This window comes from Aequorivita antarctica, assembly GCF_007997155.1.
GTDB classification, from domain to species: Bacteria; Bacteroidota; Bacteroidia; order Flavobacteriales; family Flavobacteriaceae; genus Aequorivita; species Aequorivita antarctica.
The window spans coordinates 352,050-372,309 of record NZ_VORT01000003.1; the positions used below are offsets into that span (position 1 = coordinate 352,050).

Below are 20,260 nucleotides of genomic sequence, written 5' to 3' on the forward strand. Positions count from 1 at the left end.
AACAAATTTCATTTAAGATGAACAAGATATATACAATCCTTTTACTCATAGCTGTAAGCACCACAATGGTTACCGCCCAAAATAGTAAAACAAAAAAGGCCGACCAATATTACGACCGACTTCAATATACCGACGCCGCAGAAGCCTATCAAAAATTGTTGAAAAAAGGCGAAGGTAGCACTTACGTTTTTGAACGTTTAGGCAACAGCTATTACTTTATAAACGATACCAAAAAAGCCGAAACATTTTATAAAAGAGTTGTAAAAAAGAAGGACGTCAACCCAGAAACGGTATACAACTATGCGCAATCTTTAAAAGCGAACGGCAAGTTTGGCGATTATAATACCTATATGAAGCAATTTGCTGAAATGAAACCAAGCGACTCCCGTTCGATAGAATTCATGAAGAACCCAGACTATCTTCCTGAAATTATCGACGAGAATTCACAAAAATACACTGCCACCAACCTTGAAGCATTGAATTCAAAATACTCAGATTTCGGCGGAGTGGTTGTGGGAAAAGATTTCTATTTCGCGTCTGCCAGAAATACTACAGGCAAAAAATACGGCTGGAATGAAGAGCCTTTTTTGGATATTTACAAAGCTTCTATAGTTGGTGGTGTTGAAAAAAATGAAGTTCTTCTAAAAGGCGATGTAAATACTAAATATCATGAAAGCTCTGTGACCATTACTGCAGATGGAAAACGCATGTATTTTGACCGAAACGATTACTACAACGGAAAATATAAAAAGAACGAAGAAGGCATCAACCAAATCAACATCTATTACGCAGAAAACGTAGATGGCGAATGGAAAGACGTGCACTCAGTTCCTTTTAATACCAGTGAATATTCAACTAGTCATCCTGCTTTAAGCCCAGATGGAAATACATTATATTTTACCAGCGACCGTCTCGGTGGGAAGGGCATGGCAGATATCTATAAGGTTGCTATTTCTAAAGACGGTTCTTTTGGCACCCCAGAAAATTTGGGAAGCAACATCAACACCGAAGGAAAAGAAGGCTTCCCCTTTGTAGATTCAAACGGAACACTTTATTTCTGTAGCGACGCGCATTTGGGAATGGGGGGTTTGGATATTTTCGCTGCGGAAGCAAAAGGAAATAATTTTGGTGAAGCCAAAAATCTTGGTATAGGTGCGAATAGTAGCGAAGACGATTTTGCATACTCATACGACCCCGCAACGCAGGAAGGTTTTGTTTCTTCCAACAGAAAAGGCGGAAAGGGAAGCGATGATATATATAAAATCAAAAAGATAGAATCCTGCGAGGTTACCATAAATGCGCTTGTAATTAATGAATACACTAAGGAGCCTATTCCTTCAGCACGTTTGGAACTTTATGATGGCATGGAAAACAAATTAAACACTGAAACTACAGGAGTAGACGGAAAAGGCACCCTAATGACTGCTTGCAACCAAAATCATGTAGTTCAAGCATTTATGAATGGTTTTGAAAGCAATGCTGTAAAGGTAAGCGCTTCCAAAAATGAGGTGAAAAGCATAACCATTGAATTAAGACCAATTGAATCGATTATTGTAGATGACAAAGTGATTTTAAACCCTATTCTTTTTGACCTTGACAAATCAAATATCAAGCCCCAAGCGGCTTTTGAGCTTGATAAGCTGGTAGCACTGATGCAAAAATATCCTTCCATGGAAATTAATGCTGAAAGCCATACCGACAATAGAGGTTCAGATACTTATAATATGGAACTTTCCGAAAGAAGAGCCCAATCAACCGTGCAATATATTATTTCGAAAGGAATTGACAAAAGCAGAATAAGCGGAAAAGGTTTTGGCGAGTCCAAACCTGCAATAGACTGTGGTGACAAATGTACCGACGAACAATATCACAAAAACAGACGTTCCGAATTTATTATTGTGAAGAAATAAGGGGCTAACCTCTAACTGGCAACCAACCAGAGAAAAACCCTTACAGTTTCAATTTTGAAATTTTGTGAGGGTTTTTTAATTTTGATTATAATTTCATTTTATAATAAGCCGCAGGAAGACCAATATATTCGCCATCATAATCCCAGAGGAAACCTTGCTTTTCTAGAATTCTTTGGGAAGCCATATTTTCAGGATCTATAATTGCTATCAAATTTTTAATTTCATCTACTTGTTTTGCTAGGTTTACCAATGTTTGCGCAATTTCAGAACCGTAACCCTTTCCCCAATGTTCTGGCATAGTAAGGTAACCAATTTCCGCTTCATTTTTTTTGGTCATTACAAGCTTTGAATACCCTACAAACCCACCACCAAATTTGAGCGTTACTTTGAAGTTGCCTATTTTAGGGGTTTCTTGATTAATTTTCAGCATTTTTTCTAAACGTTCACGGGCATCATGCTCTAAATCTGGGCGCCCAGTTACCATCTTCATTACATCGGCATTACTTACCAATTGAAAATAATCATCAAAATCTGCTTCAGTATAATGGTTGAAAATTAATCTTTCAGAATTCATAGCGAACACCAGTGTTTATAAAAAGAATCATTCAAAGAAACAAAATAAAAAAGTCGCCGCCAAAAGAATCAATTCTTTCAAAATCATCTAAAATTTCCGATATTATTCAATTGCAACGCTCACCTTCCATAGCTACGTCATTTATGTCGCGAATAAACAATTGTACATCGCTGTTGAAAATGCTTAACACAGCGGTCAAAGTACCGTTGCCTTCCGGAAGTCGAAAATTTTTGAAATCTGCATAGCCACTGGTTCTTAGTATAACGATTTGTCCATCACAATTTTCAACATCTCTGTTAACTCCGTAGGTATTGGTTAGGTTTCCATAGTGTTCCACCCCTGCAATTCCATCTGGAAACTGCACGTCTTCAAATTGTACCAAAGTATTCAGTCTTTCAGAATTAGAAGTTTCGGCAATAGAAATAACTGTAGGAACCATTTCAGCGATTTCTGTGGAGCGAAGTATGCGACTTTCAAATTCTATTACATCAATTCTACCCACCTCATCCCCATCCTGAACACCTATTGTCGGCAGCCCAGCATATTCGCCAATGTAAAGACCGTTTACGCGGAAGTAAATCTTACGGCCTGGTTCAAACTTGGTGTAAAGATCCGTGGAATTGGTAGAGATTGAAACCCCTGTCGTTGGGTTTTCAGGCGCATCTTGAATTACTAATGTTTTGTAGAAGTTTCCAGTTTCATCGCTTGAAACTACGTAAGCTTCTATATAAAGATCTCTTGCGGAACCGTCGCCGGCTTCAATTATTTTTGGTTCATAACCACGATAAATATCTTTTATAGTCTGAATATCTATATTAGCGGCAACATTTGGTTCTTGGCTGTTTATTTCAGGCGCGTTATAATCATCATCCTGAACACAGGATGTAACAATCATTCCTAAAAAGAATAGGAAAAGTAGCAGTTTGCTATTTTTTAAATTTTTCATCGTTTCTTAAATTAAATTTCTCAATCCGTTAAAATCGAACGTACAGATTTAAATAATATGTAGTTCCGTAACCATACCAATACTTTGATCCAAAAACTGGGGTTTCGTTTTTAGCATCTTCGGAAAGGGTTCGGTAGTTGGCGTTTCTTCCTTGCTCATAACCGCCAGTTTTGTATTTTTTGTCTAAAACGTTGTTGATGGTCGCAAAGAAACCAAAGTAGTAATCTTTAATTTTCCATGATTTTCCGCCCACAACGTTTACCAACATATAGTCGTCAAACTTTTCTTGTTTCAACAATTCCCTTGCCTTAGCTGGATCGTAATCATTGAAAGGAACGCCGTCTGTATCCAAATAAAAATTTCTGGTTCTTGAGAGTGATGAAACATCAACATAGGCATTGTTAAAATAGTTGGCAGTAGCTCCAAACCACCAGAAATCTGGATCGCGGTATTCAAACCCTACTTGATACGCCTGTTGTGGACCGCCTGCAACTTTATAATTCTCTATATATGCAGGACCGTAATCTACCGAAGATATTCTTTGTAGGGTTTCAGCATTAAGCGCGCCTCCAAAATCTGAAGTAATATATAAGTTTGGGTTGTTGTCATAGGTGTTCTGCCCATAGGCTGCGGCCCCTTTTAACTTAATGGTTGGCGTTACCTGGGCTTCAATACCTAATTCAGCTCCTATATTCTTTCTGTTTATCCCCGTAAGAATTTCTTGGATAAAACTGTTTTCCACTACCCTATCAACACCTTGAACGGAAATACCGTCAGCATAATAGAAAGAAATTTCCGAAGCTTCTTGCTTCAAGGTATAATACCCAGTTAAACGCGCTTTAACGATTGGCGAACGGAAAATGTAACTTGCGTCTATGCTGATGTTTTTCTCTTCGGTCAAACCATTAACCGTTTCATTGTTTTGACGTGAATTGGAAAAAGAGTTGCGCAAGGTTGGCGCATCTGTGAAGTAAGCCGTGTTCACTTCAAAAGCGTGTCTTCCAAATATTTTATAGATACCACCTACTTTGGCGCCATAGGTAGTAAAGTCAAGTTCTTTACTTTTTCCGTAGGAATTATCTGCGAAATTACCATTCCTATACAGGCCATTTCTTTGATAATTTGTCTTCCCTATTTTTCCTGCAACATAAAAATCAACTTTTGAGTATGAAAACTGTGCTTGAGCAAAACCACTGTAATCAGTAGCATCCAATTCATAGTTATATTTAAAGATTTCTTCTTCGCCAATCACACGGTTTGGGTTGTTCAAATCGTTTTGGGCAGCATCGCCAAGTTCGAAAGTATCGATGTCTAAATAACCATTTCCTCCCAACAAATCAATCATATTTGCAAAGTTGTTAGAGTTCAGATTTCGGTAGTTCAAAGAAGCAGTAATTTCAATATTTTCGGTTACTTGAGAAGTCAAAATAGTATTGGCAGAAAGTTGCTTGTCGTCGTTTCTATCTTCGTATAAATAATAACGCGAAGTCCCTCCATAGAAAACGTTGGTTTCATAAATATCCTGCCAATCAATTTGACCATTATTCACAAACTCTGAGTATGCTTGATAGGCACCATCGTAATTTGGTCCATTTGGATCTGCCAAAAAGTAGCTCGGCATTTTTTGATAATAGCTTGGATCTGGGTTTGGAGCATTATCGTAACCCAGGCGACTATTCCCTATTTTTCCATATTGGTAGGCAACATTAGTATTAAGCTGTGTTTTTTCTGAAATGTCCCAATAGTGGTTCAACATTATAATTGGTTCTTTAACTTCTTTAATCCGCGAGTTGCGGATTTCACCGTCTTGTTTTCCCCAATATGAATTATATCTGGTTCCTTTAAGGTCATAAACCTCTTGGGTAGATGCTGCAGTTTTCCCTCTGCGATTGGGCGTATAGAAAGCTGTAAGGTTCAAGCTATGGGTATTGTTCAATTTCTTTTCTACGGAAGCAAAGAAAGAGTTGGCATCATAAAGACTTCCATCGTTATAACCTTCTTCTCCAAAACGTCTGGCAAGCAATACGGAATAAGCCCAACCGCTTGGAAGCAGGCCACTACTGTATGATCCCATTACGCGACCGCGGTAACTTCGGTTACTGCTAGCGTAGGAAATCCTTCCACCTTTGCGATATTGTGATGCTCGCATAATAATATTGGTAGTTCCAGCAAGGTGGCCAAAGTTGTATTCGTTTGCCGAAATTCCCATAGAGAACATTTGATTGCGCTGTATGTCGTTCAGCCCACCCCAGTCAGACCATTGCGGTCTTCCGTCGTAGAGTTTGTTCATCTCTAAACCGTTGATAAGAACTTTTCCGTCTTCAGAATCGTAACCTCTTGGGCGAAAAAAAGTAGCACTGAAATCATAAGAAGCTGCGTTCAGAAACACATCTTTTGAAGCTTGAAGCAAGCCAGATACGTTGAAAGATGCTCCTTCGTCTTCGTCCAGTTGTTCGTCAGAAAGACTGATAACACCAATCTGTTCTTCAATCTCTTGCAAGTCAACGGATAAAAGAATTGACTTTAAGTTAACTGGAGCATCACTTTGGATAGTAACCGGAATTTTCAGACTGGTATAGCCCTCTTTTGAAATCTCCAAAACTTGTTCCCCCTGAGGAAGGGTTTCCTGCGAAAAAGAAAAAAATCCTTCGGCATCAGTAGTAGTGCTAAAAATACTATTCTGAAGGCTAACTGTAACATCTGGAATGGGTTCGCTGGAGTTGGTATCAAGTATTCGTCCTTGTACAATGGCCTCTTGGGCAAATGAAGACAGCCCAGCCAAAAAAACCACATACCCTATAAAAATGAAGCGTCTCATCTTTAAATATGAATTTTATCGGGGAGAATGTAATAGGGGAGAATTTTACTAATAAGGTATAAATTTAATAAAAATATTATTATATATTAAATATATTTGTTAAGTTTTTATGATTAATGATTATAAAGAAGATGGAAAAACTCTTTCAATACCCACTTTTTCTATGTTTATTTTATGTTGCTTTTTCATTTTCCCAAACCGAAAAAGAATATAAAATAAATACGATTGCCTTTTACAATCTTGAAAATCTTTTTGACTACGAAGACGATCCACTTATTTTTGATGATGACCGCACTCCAGAAGGTAAAGATCATTGGACCAAGGAAATTTACGAAGCTAAACTGGTGAATATGGCAAAGGTGATTTCAGAGATTGGAGAAGACATTACAAGCACTTCCCCCGCTTTGATAGGCGTAAGCGAAATAGAAAACCGTCGCGTACTGGAAGATCTTTTAAACCAAAAACCTTTGGTGAACAAGGATTATGGCATTGTACACTTTGATAGCCCAGACCGTCGCGGTATCGACGTAGCATTACTTTACCAAAAGAGACTCTTCACACCCACAAATTATAAAGCTTATGAGTTAATAATTTATGACGACCAAGATCGCAGTAAGCGGGTCTATACACGTGACCAATTATTGGTGAGCGGTATGCTGGACGGCGAAAAGATTAATATAATTGTAAACCATTGGCCCTCCCGAAGCGGTGGTGAAGAAAGAAGCCGGCCAAAAAGAATAAAAGCCGCAGAGCTGAACAAACATATAATGGATTCATTGTTTAGTGAAGATCCGTACGCAAAAATTATAACCATGGGCGATTTGAATGACGATCCCGTAAGCCCGAGCATAAAGGACGTGCTGAAAAGCAAGAGCGAAAGACAAGACATGAAAGTGAAAGAACTGTACAACCCAATGGAGAATATGTATAAAAAGGGGTTGGGTACACTCGCCTACCGTGACGCATGGAACCTTTTTGACCAAATAATAATTTCAACGGAGTTGACCAAAAAAGATTATTCTTCCTATCGTTTTTATAAAGCTGGGATTTTTAATAAAAATTATTTGACCACCCCACATGGTCAATACAAAGGCTACCCGTTCCGTAGTTTTGTAAATGGTTATACAGGTGGGTATAGCGATCACTTTCCTGTCTATATTTATTTGATAAAGGAAAAGATTTCTAACTAGGGATTATTAAAGAATTAAAAAAGATACAGCTGCGCTACTAATTGCAAGTCTACCCAATAAAAAAATTTTATTAACGTTAAAGATTCGTGTTAAAAGCGCTAAAAATTTTCTTCCTCTCCTTTTATACCTTGGGAACATTTTGTTTGCCGATGGGAAATTTCTCAGTGTTGCCCAATCTTTCCGAAATGTATAGTCACTGCAAAACACAGGAAGATAAAGATATGACACCATTCGACTTTGTAACGGACCATCTTTTAAATCTCGATGGAATGTTTGACAAACACGATAATGGCGACGAGCAGAAACCGCATACCCCACTGCAAACACAGAATCATTCACAAATAACTTTATTCCAATTTATAAGTCCGTTTACTTTTAAAACGGCTACTTTTAAAAGTATTGAGCCGAAAGAAATCATTTATTCTTCTGAAAATCTTTCTGTTTCAAATTATGTCTCAAAAGTCTTCCACCCTCCTATAACTGCTTGATTTATATTTTTATAACTTCGTTTTAATTTCAAGCGGAGCATTCAGTATTAATTTAAATAAGCAAAAAATGAAAAATATATTTTTAGTTGCCTTGGCCATTTTATGCGCCAGCGCAACAGGTTGTGCACAAAAAAAAGTGTCAAATGCAGTAGATTCCGCTTTCAAAACAAAATTTTCTAACGCCACTAATGTTTCTTGGGATAAAGAAAATGATCACGAATATGAAGCCGAATTTAAAATAAACGGTGTAAATTATTCTGCAAACTTTTCCGATACCGGAAAATGGCTGGAAACCGAGCAAGTGATTACTTACGAGGAATTACCACAATCGGTAAAGCAAAGCTTTATGGCTTCCCACAAAGACGCCAAAGTAAAAGGAGTTGCAAAAATAGATACCTCTGAAGGCGAAACCCGCTATGAAATAGAAGTAAAACAGCTTTTAAGTTCAGAAGAACTGTTTTATGACGCAAACGGAAAAGAGCTTCAGGATGACGATTCAGAGGATTGAAATAACCCAAAAGGCAGCGCATTTTGATGTGCTGCCTTTTTTAAAAACTTTTAAAACTATGAAAACCAAACTTATAATCCTTTTGCTTTTTCTTTCAATCAATAACATGTTTTCACAGGAAATTACAAAAACGGATAGTATTGTTCCTATAAAAAAGGACTATCTAAAATTTGATTACAAGGCGTTAATTATTCCTTCCGCATTTATGGCTTATGGAATTATTGGCATTGAGAGCGATGGTTTAAAAGGTTTTAACGCCAATATTCGGGAAGAAGTAACGGAAGATATTGACGATAAATTCACCATTGACGATTTTTCGCAATACGCTCCCGCCATAGCAGTTTACGGACTCAATCTTTTTGGAGTTGAAGGCAAAAACAATTTTAAAGACCGGAGTATTATTTTGGGCACATCCTACCTGCTTATGGGAACTTGGGTTACCGTAATGAAGAAAACAACCCGAATTGAACGACCCGATAAAAGTGGTTTTAATTCTTTTCCATCTGGACATACTGCCACTGCTTTTGCAAGTGCAGAATTTTTGTGGCAAGAGTATAAAGATGTTTCCTTTTGGTATGGAATCTCAGGATATGTTGTTGCAACTGGAACAGGTTTTTTCAGAATATACAACGACAAACATTGGCTTACGGATGTGGCGATGGGTGCTGGAATTGGAATCCTAACCACGAAAATTGCGTATTGGGTCTTTCCGCTTATGGAAAATCACATCTTTAATAGGAAGGAAAATCGAACCACAGCGATGGTCGCACCGTTTTATAACGGCAAGCAACTTGGGGCAGGGATTCTTTTTAAAATCAATTAAAACAAAAACATGAAAGACTTAAATAAAGTAGCAGAAATAACCTTAATCTTTTGGTTGATGAAGATTATAGCGACAACCCTCGGCGAAACCTTGGGCGATTTTTTATCAATGACTCTCAACTTAGGATACGCCATCGGTATTGGCATAACTGCCGTTTTCTTTTTTACCGTTCTTTTGATTCAGTTATTTTCAAAAAAATACATTCCCGTTTTCTTTTGGCTGGTTATTATAGCGACTACGACTTTGGGAACAGAGATTTCAGATTTTATGGACCGAAGTTTACAATTGGGCTATACTCTTGGCAGTACAATTCTTTTTGCCTGTTTGTTGTTTACGCTATTCCTTTGGCACAAAAAATTCAAAAGCCTAAGTGTGTTTCCGATTTTCGACAAGAATAAGGAAATTTTCTATTGGATAGCAATTTTATTTTCGAACAGCTTGGGAACCGCATTTGGAGATTACCTCAGTGATGTTGTAGGCTTGAGCTATTTGAATGGTGCTTTGGTTACAGCAAGTATCATTTTAATTGTAGTCTTACTTCATTATTTCACCAAAATAAACCAAATCGTCCTCTTTTGGGTTGCGTTTGTATTTACCCGTCCTTTCGGAGCTACCTTTGGCGATTTTTTGACCAAACCCATTTCAAAAGGAGGACTGGATCTAGGCACGCTGAATGCATCAATAGTCTCAGTAATCTTAATTGGTATTTTGATAGTTGTTTCACACAAACGGCTACAAACAGCAAACGAACAAGCTCAATAATATTAAAAAAGGCGCCTTAAAATTTGGGCGCCTTTTTTAAAACATATTCATTTTTAGAACCATTGACCCCAAGGAATTCGGCTGAGCATTAAAACCAATGCAATGGTATAGAATATTGCAAGAGTCTTAAATTTCCCATTAGAAAGGAGTTTCTTTTTGTGTTTTGAATAACCGATTGTTATAAAGACTACCGTTAAAATCATTACGAAAGGATGTTCTACTGCATAAAGCCTAAATTGAGAATTCTTCATTACTTCTCCCATCCCTAATTTGGTAATATTTTGTAATCCCATAGGCGAAACAAAATAGAGAACAAGTCCTATGAGAAGCTGAATGTGCGTTACAATAAGTGCGAATAGTGAAATTCTAAAATCCTTAGCGCTGTATTCTCTTTTTGAGAAAAACCCCGCAAGCGCATTTATTGTCGCGAGCAAAACAACCAAAAGAACTAAATACGCCCAATAAGAGTGAATGAATTGTACAGAAGTAACCATAGTGTCTATTTTTTAAAGTGTTCCAAAGATAAGATATATAAACAAAAAAAATGCCCCAAAAGTTTGGGGCATTTTATAAACTATAAAATCAATTTTTAGAAATCGTAACGAACACTCGCGTTCCAAGTTCTTCCGTTACCGTAGAAGTAACCATAAGAATCTTTTTGGCTCAAGTACATTTCGTTTGTAGCATTATAACAATTCCCTCTAATTGTGAAGTCATTGCCTCCAAAATCAAATTTGTAAGTAATTCCAGCATCTAAAACACTGTATGCAGGCAAACGTTCTGCTTGGTATACAACACCTGCAATTGAAGCATCAACTACATCCTCTGCATCAACAAAACCATAAAGATCTGTATAGATGTTGTAGTCTGCATCAACGCTCAAACCTCCAAAAATGTTATATTTAAAACCAAATCCAAAAGAAGTCTGTGGCGCATTGCCTACTTTGGTGCCGTTAAGGTTAACCGTTCCCTCTTCTAACAACAAATTGGTGTCATTTTCTCTTGTTTGAAAAGGTGTTTCACCCTCGTATTTCCAATTGCCGATACTTCCAAAAGCTCTAAGCATAAATGCACTTGAGTATCTGTATTTACCTTCAAATTCAAATCCTTTGTGAACTTGGGTAATGTCTGTAAATCTTTGGTATCGGTCTTTTTGCTCAATTGGGTTTGTAGCCGCTGGGTCTCCCTCAATAAAACTTCCAGAAAGGAATCTGTTACCCCAACTAGTGTAATACCCATTTAAGTCTAAACTAAATGCACCAGCACGAAGTCTGTAGCCTACTTCAAGACCCAAGATTTCCTCATTGTCAATCTCGTTTTCACCTTCCAGAATATAGTTTGAGTTTCTAATATCAGTGAATATGTTGTCTAAGAAAGGTTGTCTCGAGTAGTACCCAGCATTTGCGAAAATGGTATTATTCTCAATAAAAGTATAACCCATACCTCCTTTAACGTTGTAGCCTAATTTGTTTACTTTGTCAGATTTCCCAAGACCGTTCACACCTTCAACTTCTGTTCCTTGTGCACGACCTTCTCTTTGGTAGCTCTGTGTAGAAACTGCTCCTTGTACAAAAGCAGAGAAATTGTCTGTCTTATACTCAGCTTGTCCAAACCCACCAATGTAGTTGATGAACTCTGAATAATCGTAGTTGAAACGTTGCCCTTCATCTGCAGAGTTGAACAATGCTGCCCATGGGTTGGCTTCAAAAGTTTCACTAATTACATAATCACTATCTCTTTGATCCCCGTAGCCATAATTATCTGCATATCCTTGAAGACCTAAAAGATTGTTCATTTGGTACCAGTGGCTACCTTTGTATAAACGTGCATCAACACCTAGGTTAAAAGTGAAATTATCACTTACAGCACTTTCAAGGTTTGTTAGGAAACCATACCAGTTGTGGTTGTTTACAGACATTCTTCTAACAAGAGATCCGCTTCCATAACTTCCTATTCCGTTTTCGGCACCTGCAATATTATTATCTATAATAGTGTTGAAGTTTATATCGCCATCACTTTCGCGTATAAGATTTCTTGAACTACCTGCAGGTCCTGTTCCACCACCACGACCAAAAGAAGCGTAAGCCACAGAAGACAAGTTAGTTTTATCACTTATTGTCCAATCCCAGTTAAGGTTTATAATTGGCTTATGATAGTAATTTCTTCTTGTAGTATATCTTTCACCATCCAAAAATCCAGAGTTATTATTATAACGTTTTCCGTATTGTGTATAATCTTCCAAAGATTTTGAAAAGTTTTGATCGTGCCATTGTGGCGCTCCTGTCAACAAAAAGTTTAAAGAGTGCTTATCGTTTGGTACATAACCTATACCAATAAAATAGTTCTGACCTTGTCCTGCAGTTCCATCAGAATACTTTCTGTGGGCTTGCCAGTGGTCAATCAAAAACGAGTATGCCCATTTTCCTTTAAGACCAGAGTCATAGCTCATAGTTCCTTTGAAATAGCTATCGTTACCAGTCATAAAACGTGCAAAACCGCCTTCTTTTCTGCCAGCAGCGCGAGAAATGATGTTAACGGTACCCCCAACTGACGAGATTGCCAATTTTGAAGAACCTAAACCACGTTGCACTTGAACAGCATTGGCAACATCAGACATACCAGACCAGTTAGACCAATACATTTTTCCGTCTTCCATCCCGTTGATTGGTTGTCCGTTCAAAAGGAAAGCAGTGTTTGTTTGGTCAAAACCACGCAAAAACATTTGCGAATCACCAAAACCTCCAGCTTGGTTTGAAACATAGACACTCGGAGTGCTTTTTATAGCCTCTGGAAATTCTACGTTACCTATTGCCTTAGCCTGAATTTCAGCTGAAGTAATAGTTGAAACAGCAATTGGAGTTTGACGATCTTTTGCCAAATCTATAATTCCTTTCCCTACAATAACAACTTCTTCAAGAGCATCAGAATCCACTGTAATTTTAACTGTGCCCAGGTTTGCAGCTCCATTTGCATTTTTAAATGGTACTTTTTCAATAGTATACCCTATGTATGAAATGGTAAGTGTACCCGTTTTTGCAGAAGTTTCTAAAGTGAAGTTTCCGTCAAAATCGGTAATAGCACCATTAGTTGTGCCAGTCTCAACCACGTTGGCTCCTACCAAAGGGTCGTTTGATTCAGAATCGATTACTGTTCCAGTAACCGTTGTTTGTGAAAAAGCGGCAAAACCGCCTAGTAAAAAAACAAGAAGTAAAAATTTTCTCATGAATTTCAATTTTAGGTTTAAAATTTTCGGCAAAAATACAATCTTAAATAGGTTGTAACCAACTAAAGTCATTAATAAAACGTTAAGAAAAATTTGGTTGAATAAAGTTAGAATTTAAAACCTAAAAGCCTGACAAATTGAGACTTAGTTAACAACAAGATTATTAACATGTTATATTATTGAAAAATTTAAAAAGAAATGCAGTCTAGTTGTTCCTTCATTGGATGCATATTTGCAAAGTATTGTTCGTGCAATTCTTTAGGAAGTGGTTGGGAAAAAGGCGTGTCTTCTTTAAAAGGATCTACTTCTTTTCCATTTTTCCAGAAGCGATAGCAGACGTGTGGACCGCTAGTGTTTCCAGTCATTCCTATCCAGCCAATTACATCACCCTGACTTACATGTTGACCCGCTTTAACGTTTCTAGCTTTCATGTGAAGGTATTGGGTTTCATAGGTGCCGTTGTGTTGTATTTTAACGTAATTTCCATTACCACCCCGACGTTCAGATTTTGTTACAACTCCATCAGCTGTAGCCAATATAGGTGTTCCCACAGGCGCTGCAAAGTCTGTCCCTCGGTGTGGGCGAAGTTTGAAACCGTAGTATTTTATGCGTCTGTTTAGGTTATATCGAGAAGAAATTCGACTGAATTGTACAGGAGCTTTTAAGAAGGCGCGCTTTAAATTGTTGGCCTGCTCGTCGTAATAGCCAGAAATTTTCACCAAAGAATCTGAAGAAAATTTAAATGCGTAAAGTGGTTTGCCGCGATGTTCAAAATATGCCGCTTTTATTTCCTTAAGTCCCCCAGGAATGGTATCGTCAATAAATTTTTCGGTATAAATTACTTTAAATCGATCGCCAGGTTGTAGCTTAAAAAAGTTGATAGTCCACGCATAAATATTTGCTAATTGATCAGTCATGTAAGGACTCAAATTCTGCTCCTCCATAGTAGCAGATAGCGAACTGGTAATAACCCCCGATGCCTCTCTGTCTTCATACCGAACTGGCTTTTGACTATTAAAAATAGAAAGAGTATCTCTAAAATCTACAACGGCGTAGTCTACAATATTGGTTTCATAAATGAAAACTTGGGTCTTGTTCAGCGAATCTTTGGAATTAAGCAGTACATAAGGTTTTCCCACCACTATTTTCCGAACATCAAAGCTGTCACGGAATTTAGTAGCTACCTCCATGATTTTTTCCTGAGAAACGCCATTAGCGAAAAGAATGTCGCCAAAAGTATCGCCTTTTCGAATGGTGTCCCGAATAACATTGAAATCATTTAAAACATAGCCATACTGCTCAATTATAAGTTCTTCAACCACGTTAGTGGTATCGGCCAAATTTTCTTTTTTATTTTCACAAGCGGTTGTAAGCAGGATAAGCGATAATGCGACTAAAATTAAATTCTTCAATGTTGGGGAGTTTTCAGTATTATATTTTATTGATTTGCCAATATTTTAAAGGAATGTTGCAATCCCTTAAATTCGGTCAAAGTCGCTTTTAAAGAACCTACGGCCAAATCGGCCTTTATCAATAACGGTAATTTGTTTTTATCGTCACTTATCCAGACTGTTAGACTTTCCTTTTCCTTAAAAACACGACCTGATTGAACGTAAGGTCTAAAAATCAAGGTGCGAACGCGGCCAAAATTAGTATCTAAAACTTCTTTACCAAGGAATTTTAACCTGAATTTGTAATTTTCTTTATCAAAGAACATATTCATCTCCACTACATCGCCTTCTTTTATGTTTTCGGTATCCAATTTGTTTCGAAGGTAATAAAATGCAGAAATCATATCCTGCGTTTCTTTAGGAAACGAAAACACCGTTGTTTCATTGTGCTTTTTGTCGTTTACTGTGGCTTTATTGTTGGAATGGTTAAAATCAATTTGGATATCCTTGGTATAACCACCTTCATCAATTTTCCGGATAAAGCGATAGGGAATATCCTTTTCCTTGTCTATATAAGATTGATAATCGTCATTAACGTTAAAAAACCATTTTGAAACACCCACGGTTTCACCAAACCCGCGAACATGAAAAACATCTTTTCCGTTTATAGTGGCATCCTTTACTTGAAGCGTTGCATAGCCCGCAGTAACAAAACCGTAATGGACCCTGAATTTGAAAAATTCACCATCACCGTAAGCCCTTTCCTGTGCAGAAAGGAAAAATATATTGCCAAAAAAGAATAAAAGCGTGAGCAGCTTTTTCATAGATTGAGACTTAGGGAATTTGTGGTTTTAAAAGTACAACTACCATTCCAAAAAAATAAACCCCACCTTCTTAAGACGATGGGGTCTACATAATGTTACATGATTATAAGGTTCCTCTTTGCTCCTGCTCGCGCTCTATGGATTCAAAAAGTGCTTTAAAGTTTCCAGCTCCAAAACCTTTTGCACCCATACGTTGGATGATTTCAAAAAAAAGTGTTGGGCGGTCTTCCAAAGGTTTCGTAAATATTTGAAGCAAGTAGCCATCTTCATCAGCATCAATCATTATTGAAAGTTTTTTTAGCTCGTTGATGTCTTCCTTCATCATTTTCATGTGATCGCCCAATCGGCGTGGTATGTCTTCATAATACGCTTGTGGTGGTGGTGGTAAAAACTCTATTCCGCGTTCTTTCAACTGACTTACTGTTTTTATAATATCGTCCGTAGCAACTGCTAAATGTTGCACTCCAGAGTCTTCATAAAAATCCAAATATTCTTCAATCTGCGATTTTTTTATTCCTTTGGCGGGTTCATTAATTGGAAATTTGATTCGACCATTGCCGTTGCTCATCACCTTGCTCATTAACGCTGAATATTCAGTGTGAATTTGCTTGTCATCAAATGAAAGGAAATTTACGAAGCCCATTACGTCTTCATACCATTTTACCCATTTGTTCATTTGACCCCAGCCTACGTTTCCAACCATATGATCTATATATTTAAGACCCGTGGGAGTTGGGTTGTAATCACTTTTCCATTCACGGAAACCTGGTAGAAATGTTCCTTTGTAGTTTTTGCGTTCTACAAACATATGAACGGTTTCACCGTAAGTATAGACTCCGCTTCGCACTACTTCGCCATGCTCGTCTTTTTCCACGGTGGGCTCCATATAAGGTTTTGCACCGCGTTTGGTAGTTTCCTCAAAAGCACTTGTGGCATCATCAACCCAAAGGGCGATTACTTTTACGCCATCGCCGTGTTTTACAATATGGTCGTTTATTGGCGATTTGCTGTTTAAAGGCGTAGTAAGCACAAGTCTAATTTTATCCTGCTTTAAAACATAACTTACAGAATCCCGTGAACCGGTTTCTAAACCTTTATATGCGTGGGACTGAAACCCAAAAGCTGTTTTATAAAAATGGGCGGATTGTTTTGCGTTGCCAACATAGAATTCTACATAATCTGTTCCCAGTAATGGCAGAAAGTCTTCTGCACCCTCAAATATTTTTTCCAGTCCATAATCGACTGATTTTACTTCTTTGCTCATAATATTAAGTATTCAAATTTTTAATGTTCTAACCAACTTTGATAATATGTCCCGTCAGAAAGTTTCAATCCATCCTCTGTAACTTGCAAGGGTTTAAATGTATCTACCATAACGGCCAGTTCTTCCGTTTCTGTTTTGCCAATACTTCGCTCTGCTGCCCCAGGGTGTGGTCCGTGAGGAATTCCAGCTGGATGAAGTGTAATTTGGCCTGCTTCAATATCGTTTCGACTCATAAAATCACCATCCACATAATACAACACCTCATCACTGTCAATATTGCTATGATTGTAAGGCGCTGGAATACTGTCGGGGTGATAATCATAAAGTCTCGGCACAAAACTACACACTACAAATGCATCTGTTTCAAAAGTTTGATGCACTGGTGGCGGTTGGTGAATTCGGCCTGTAATAGGTTCAAAATCGTGGATGGAAAAAGCGTATGGAAAATTATAACCGTCATACCCCACTACATCAAAAGGATGCGTGGCGTAAACCATTTCAAAAATATCATCATGCTTTTTCACTTTTACCAAAAACTCCCCTTTTTCATCATGGGTTTCAAGTTCTTGGGGTTTGCGAATATCGCGTTCACAATAAGGTGAGTGTTCCAACAACTGCCCAAACCAATTTCTATATCTTTTTGGTGTATAAATTGGTCTTCGCGATTCAACAATAAAAAGTCGATTGTCTTCCGTATCAAAATCTATTTGATAAATAATTCCGCGGGGAACCAACAAATAATCGCCGTATTTAAAATCGATATTTCCTAAAAAAGTTCGCAATTTTCCGCTGCCTTTGTGAATGAATATCAGTTCATCGGCATCGGTATTTTTATAAAAATAATCTTTTAGAGATTCTTGGGGAGCAGCAAGAATGATACTGCAATCGCTATTTGTAAGTACTGTTTTTCGGCTGTTGAGATAATCTTTTTCAGGTTTTACATCAAATCCCTTCAACCGCAAAGATTCCATATTATTTGCACGCGCAATCTTTGGCGCAACGCTGTACTGTTTTTTTATTTCTTTTACCTGAGTAGGTCTGTATTCGTGATATATATTACTATACATTCCATCAAAACCTATTGTGCCAAAAAGTTGTTCTGAATAAAGGCTTCCGTCCGGTTTTCGGAATTGGGTATGGCGTTTGGGCGGTATTTTGCCCAATTTATGATAGAAAGGCATAATTTGAAAATTTTGTATACAAATATCGGAAAAATATTGAAGCTAAACGTTTAAGTTTATGCTAAAACCGATACCCCAACGCCACATACCATTCGCTTTGGTCTCTTTCGGGAGAATAGGAATATTTAATCTCCATCGGACCCAAAACGGTTTCTAAACCATAGCCTGCAGAAAAACCCGAATAATCCACACCGTCAATCCATTGTCCGTTTTCGAAAAGATCGTTGCCCACGTTTGCTATGTTTGCAGAAATATTAATATGGTTTTTTCTGAATACTTCATAATCAAAGGTCAAGGTAGTTTTGAGATAGGTATTTCCACGAACCGAAATAGCTTCATAACCCATAAATGGAATAATGTTATTCATCTCCTTAAAACCATATCCTCCAAGTGCAAAGTCGAGTGTAGTGGTTTCAGGACCACCCCATTTAAACCCTCCTTCAGCAGTCATGTGGGCAGAAAAATTTCTAAAAACCGTATGCGCATAACCCATTTTTGCCTTTGCCAGTGAAAATGGCTCAAAATCTTTATTACGCCCGTGAGCCAAAAGATACCAGTGGAAATCGCCAGAAAAATAAATGCCGCTTTTTGGGAAAAAACTATTGTCATACGTATCGTATTTCAAAAAGCCAAAAGCACTGTAATAATTGGTGCTTTCAAAAATGGTTCGCGGAAGGTTGTTTTCATCCGTGCCGATAGTTTCTGAAAGATAGCGAAGGTATTTATGTTCTCCTCCCAAACCAATAATAAAACTCCGCCGAAAGAGTGTTTCAAAATAAAGTTGATTGGTGAAATCGCTATACTTTATTGATAGTTTGTTAACAGGAAGCGAAAGCTCCGCATTCAAGTCTGCCCCCACAAAATCCAATGGTATATCGGTTTCAAAAAAGTGATATTTTGAATTGAAGCCCACGCTCCAATAAAAACCTTTGTCTATATAATATTCAAAATTATAGCGAAGGTTGTCCCCAGCAATCAAATCTAAAGATGCAATATCATTATTAGTAAAAAGCCTCTTTTTTGTAATATTTACTAAAGCTGCTGTTCGGAAAAGATCATCGTAATGTGCCGCAAAACGAAGCATCATAGAGGAGTTGCTTTCCCTCAGTTGCAAGTGTAATGTGTTCTCGTTATTTTTATCTTCAATAAGTGTGTAATTGATATCCTGAAAATTTCCAGTGGCTGAAAGATTGTTTATGCCTTCACTAAACTCTTTATAAGTAATCTTATCTGGAGTTCGCAGTTTGAGTTTTCCCAAAACATAACTTCGGGTATATTTTTCATTCCCTTCAATCTCTACTTCTTTTATAAAAATTGTATCCCGCGCTTCAAATTTGACTTTTGCTTTTTCAACTTGTTTTTGTTGTGAAGCAAGTTTAGAAAGCTCTTCCCTAAAAGAATCTGCTGCAACCACCCCAGATTCTACAATATTCTTTCCTTCATCAAAAGAGACCACAGAAAAATCCTCAATTTTTGGATGAATATAGATGTCAGTCTTTTTTCGTTTTTCTACCATGTCTTTAATGGTTCGGTAATTATTTATTTGTACCAAAACATCAAAAGCGGATTTCAAATTTTTGCGGCTTTTAAGGCTATCTTGCACATCAACCCCAATGATAATATCCATTCCTTTAGCGCGTACTTCATTTACAGGATAATTGTTCACAACGCCTCCATCAATCAAAACCTTATCATCAATTATAACGGGACTAAAAAGTGACGGCAGCGCACCGCTGGCAGTAACCGCGCGGGGAAGATTTCCGTAGTCTAATATTACTTCTTTTCCATTTTCCACATTGGTAGCCACACAGAAAAAAGGAATCGGAAGCTTACTAAAATCTGAAATTGTACTAACGTGACTAGTCAATTTTGAAAGCAAGTTGTAAACATTCTGCCCTTTTGAAAGCCCAGATGGAAATCCAACTTTAAATTTATCAAAAGGCAAAACCAGCGCATATTTTTCAGCCTCCTGTTTTTCGTAAAAAGTTTTTGCACTGCGTGGAATATTGTCCTGAATTAGTGTGCTAAAATCCGTTTGTTTAAAAATACTGTCAAGTTGATTTGCGGAATATCCAGAAGCATACAACGCCCCAATAATTGCACCCATACTTGTACCTCCAATATAATCTATACGAACACCCGATTCCTCTATCACTTTTAAAGCACCAATATGTGCTAGGCCTTTGGCTCCACCTCCACTCAATACAAGCCCTACTTTTATATCCTGATCGTTTTTATCCTGTGAAAAAGAAAGGCTTGAAATTGTTAGGAAGACTATGAGGAGTATTTGTTTCATTAAGGGGTTTATTGGATTGTTAGATTTTTGGATTATTAGATTATTAGATTATTAGATTATTA

General features: G+C 37.5%; 16 protein-coding genes. 6 read left to right on the plus strand and 10 right to left on the minus strand.

Features of this window, described 5'->3' with window-relative positions; genetic code table 11:
• Positions 1-17 precede the first annotated feature (17 nt).
• Entirely contained in the window at positions 18-1,910 is a 1,893-nt protein-coding gene (locus ESU54_RS06245; RefSeq protein WP_111843306.1) for an OmpA family protein, read from the plus strand.
• 85 nt (positions 1,911-1,995) lie between these two features.
• Here ESU54_RS06245 and ESU54_RS06250 read toward each other — a convergent pair whose 3' ends face one another.
• From ESU54_RS06250 to ESU54_RS06260, 3 genes are all read right to left on the minus strand, one after another.
• A complete protein-coding gene (locus ESU54_RS06250; protein ID WP_111843305.1) occupies positions 1,996-2,484 on the minus strand; it encodes a GNAT family N-acetyltransferase in 489 nt (162 codons plus the stop codon).
• Positions 2,485-2,590: 106 nt separating this feature from the next.
• Positions 2,591-3,430, minus strand: coding sequence for a DUF5689 domain-containing protein (locus tag ESU54_RS06255; protein WP_111843304.1), 840 nt, complete (start codon positions 3,428-3,430; stop codon positions 2,591-2,593).
• 28 nt (positions 3,431-3,458) lie between these two features.
• Entirely contained in the window at positions 3,459-6,248 is a 2,790-nt protein-coding gene (locus tag ESU54_RS06260) for a TonB-dependent receptor (RefSeq protein WP_111843303.1), read from the minus strand.
• Between the two features lie 131 nt (positions 6,249-6,379).
• Here ESU54_RS06260 and ESU54_RS06265 point away from each other — a divergent pair, with 131 nt between their 5' ends.
• The 5 genes from ESU54_RS06265 (at position 6,380) to ESU54_RS06285 (ending at position 10,019) form a co-directional block, all read left to right on the plus strand.
• Complete coding sequence (locus ESU54_RS06265) at positions 6,380-7,438, plus strand: endonuclease/exonuclease/phosphatase family protein (protein WP_111843302.1); 1,059 nt, start codon at positions 6,380-6,382, stop codon at positions 7,436-7,438.
• Positions 7,439-7,587: 149 nt separating this feature from the next.
• A complete protein-coding gene (locus ESU54_RS06270; protein ID WP_111843301.1) occupies positions 7,588-7,926 on the plus strand; it encodes a hypothetical protein in 339 nt (112 codons plus the stop codon).
• 67 nt (positions 7,927-7,993) lie between these two features.
• Positions 7,994-8,434, plus strand: a complete 441-nt coding sequence (locus ESU54_RS06275) for a PepSY-like domain-containing protein (protein WP_111843300.1) — start codon at positions 7,994-7,996, stop codon at positions 8,432-8,434.
• A gap of 58 nt (positions 8,435-8,492) precedes the next feature.
• On the plus strand, positions 8,493-9,257 hold the full coding sequence (locus tag ESU54_RS06280) for a phosphatase PAP2 family protein (RefSeq protein WP_111843617.1): 765 nt from the start codon (positions 8,493-8,495) through the stop codon (positions 9,255-9,257).
• A 9-nt stretch (positions 9,258-9,266) separates the two neighbouring features.
• A complete protein-coding gene (locus ESU54_RS06285; protein ID WP_111843299.1) occupies positions 9,267-10,019 on the plus strand; it encodes a COG4705 family protein in 753 nt (250 codons plus the stop codon).
• Positions 10,020-10,072: 53 nt separating this feature from the next.
• On the opposite strand, the gene ESU54_RS06290 is transcribed toward ESU54_RS06285, so the two are convergent.
• From ESU54_RS06290 to ESU54_RS06320, 7 genes are all read right to left on the minus strand, one after another.
• The gene (locus tag ESU54_RS06290) at positions 10,073-10,513 is read right to left on the minus strand and encodes a hypothetical protein (protein WP_111843298.1); all 441 of its coding nucleotides are present in this window, start codon (positions 10,511-10,513) and stop codon (positions 10,073-10,075) included.
• Positions 10,514-10,608: 95 nt separating this feature from the next.
• The gene (locus tag ESU54_RS06295) at positions 10,609-13,242 is read right to left on the minus strand and encodes a TonB-dependent receptor (protein WP_111843616.1); all 2,634 of its coding nucleotides are present in this window, start codon (positions 13,240-13,242) and stop codon (positions 10,609-10,611) included.
• A 188-nt stretch (positions 13,243-13,430) separates the two neighbouring features.
• Entirely contained in the window at positions 13,431-14,654 is a 1,224-nt protein-coding gene (locus tag ESU54_RS06300) for a M23 family metallopeptidase (RefSeq protein WP_111843297.1), read from the minus strand.
• A gap of 26 nt (positions 14,655-14,680) precedes the next feature.
• Positions 14,681-15,457 (minus strand): DUF3108 domain-containing protein, encoded by a 777-nt coding sequence (locus tag ESU54_RS06305; protein ID WP_111843296.1) that lies wholly within the window; start codon positions 15,455-15,457, stop codon positions 14,681-14,683.
• A 103-nt stretch (positions 15,458-15,560) separates the two neighbouring features.
• Positions 15,561-16,721 (minus strand): 4-hydroxyphenylpyruvate dioxygenase, encoded by a 1,161-nt coding sequence (gene hppD, locus ESU54_RS06310; RefSeq protein WP_111843295.1) that lies wholly within the window; start codon positions 16,719-16,721, stop codon positions 15,561-15,563.
• Between the two features lie 20 nt (positions 16,722-16,741).
• On the minus strand, positions 16,742-17,902 hold the full coding sequence (locus tag ESU54_RS06315) for a homogentisate 1,2-dioxygenase (protein WP_111843294.1): 1,161 nt from the start codon (positions 17,900-17,902) through the stop codon (positions 16,742-16,744).
• Positions 17,903-17,963: 61 nt separating this feature from the next.
• Positions 17,964-20,198, minus strand: coding sequence for a patatin-like phospholipase family protein (locus ESU54_RS06320; protein WP_111843293.1), 2,235 nt, complete (start codon positions 20,196-20,198; stop codon positions 17,964-17,966).
• Between the last annotated feature and the right edge of the window lie 62 nt (positions 20,199-20,260).

Excerpts from the sequence above, each read along its gene's own strand:
- ESU54_RS06285 (WP_111843299.1), top strand. The coding sequence starts at position 9,267 with ATGAAAGACTTAAATAAAGTAGCAGAAATAACCTTAATCTTTTGGTTG.
- ESU54_RS06255 (WP_111843304.1), bottom strand. The coding sequence starts at position 3,430 with ATGAAAAATTTAAAAAATAGCAAACTGCTACTTTTCCTATTCTTTTTA.
- ESU54_RS06265 (WP_111843302.1), top strand. The coding sequence starts at position 6,380 with ATGGAAAAACTCTTTCAATACCCACTTTTTCTATGTTTATTTTATGTT.
- ESU54_RS06305 (WP_111843296.1), bottom strand. The coding sequence starts at position 15,457 with ATGAAAAAGCTGCTCACGCTTTTATTCTTTTTTGGCAATATATTTTTC.
- ESU54_RS06280 (WP_111843617.1), top strand. The coding sequence starts at position 8,493 with ATGAAAACCAAACTTATAATCCTTTTGCTTTTTCTTTCAATCAATAAC.
- ESU54_RS06260 (WP_111843303.1), bottom strand. The coding sequence starts at position 6,248 with ATGAGACGCTTCATTTTTATAGGGTATGTGGTTTTTTTGGCTGGGCTG.
- ESU54_RS06245 (WP_111843306.1), top strand. The coding sequence starts at position 18 with ATGAACAAGATATATACAATCCTTTTACTCATAGCTGTAAGCACCACA.
- ESU54_RS06315 (WP_111843294.1), bottom strand. The coding sequence starts at position 17,902 with ATGCCTTTCTATCATAAATTGGGCAAAATACCGCCCAAACGCCATACC.
- hppD (WP_111843295.1), bottom strand. The coding sequence starts at position 16,721 with ATGAGCAAAGAAGTAAAATCAGTCGATTATGGACTGGAAAAAATATTT.
- ESU54_RS06270 (WP_111843301.1), top strand. The coding sequence starts at position 7,588 with ATGGGAAATTTCTCAGTGTTGCCCAATCTTTCCGAAATGTATAGTCAC.
- ESU54_RS06275 (WP_111843300.1), top strand. The coding sequence starts at position 7,994 with ATGAAAAATATATTTTTAGTTGCCTTGGCCATTTTATGCGCCAGCGCA.
- ESU54_RS06320 (WP_111843293.1), bottom strand. The coding sequence starts at position 20,198 with ATGAAACAAATACTCCTCATAGTCTTCCTAACAATTTCAAGCCTTTCT.
- ESU54_RS06295 (WP_111843616.1), bottom strand. The coding sequence starts at position 13,242 with ATGAGAAAATTTTTACTTCTTGTTTTTTTACTAGGCGGTTTTGCCGCT.
- ESU54_RS06250 (WP_111843305.1), bottom strand. The coding sequence starts at position 2,484 with ATGAATTCTGAAAGATTAATTTTCAACCATTATACTGAAGCAGATTTT.
- ESU54_RS06290 (WP_111843298.1), bottom strand. The coding sequence starts at position 10,513 with ATGGTTACTTCTGTACAATTCATTCACTCTTATTGGGCGTATTTAGTT.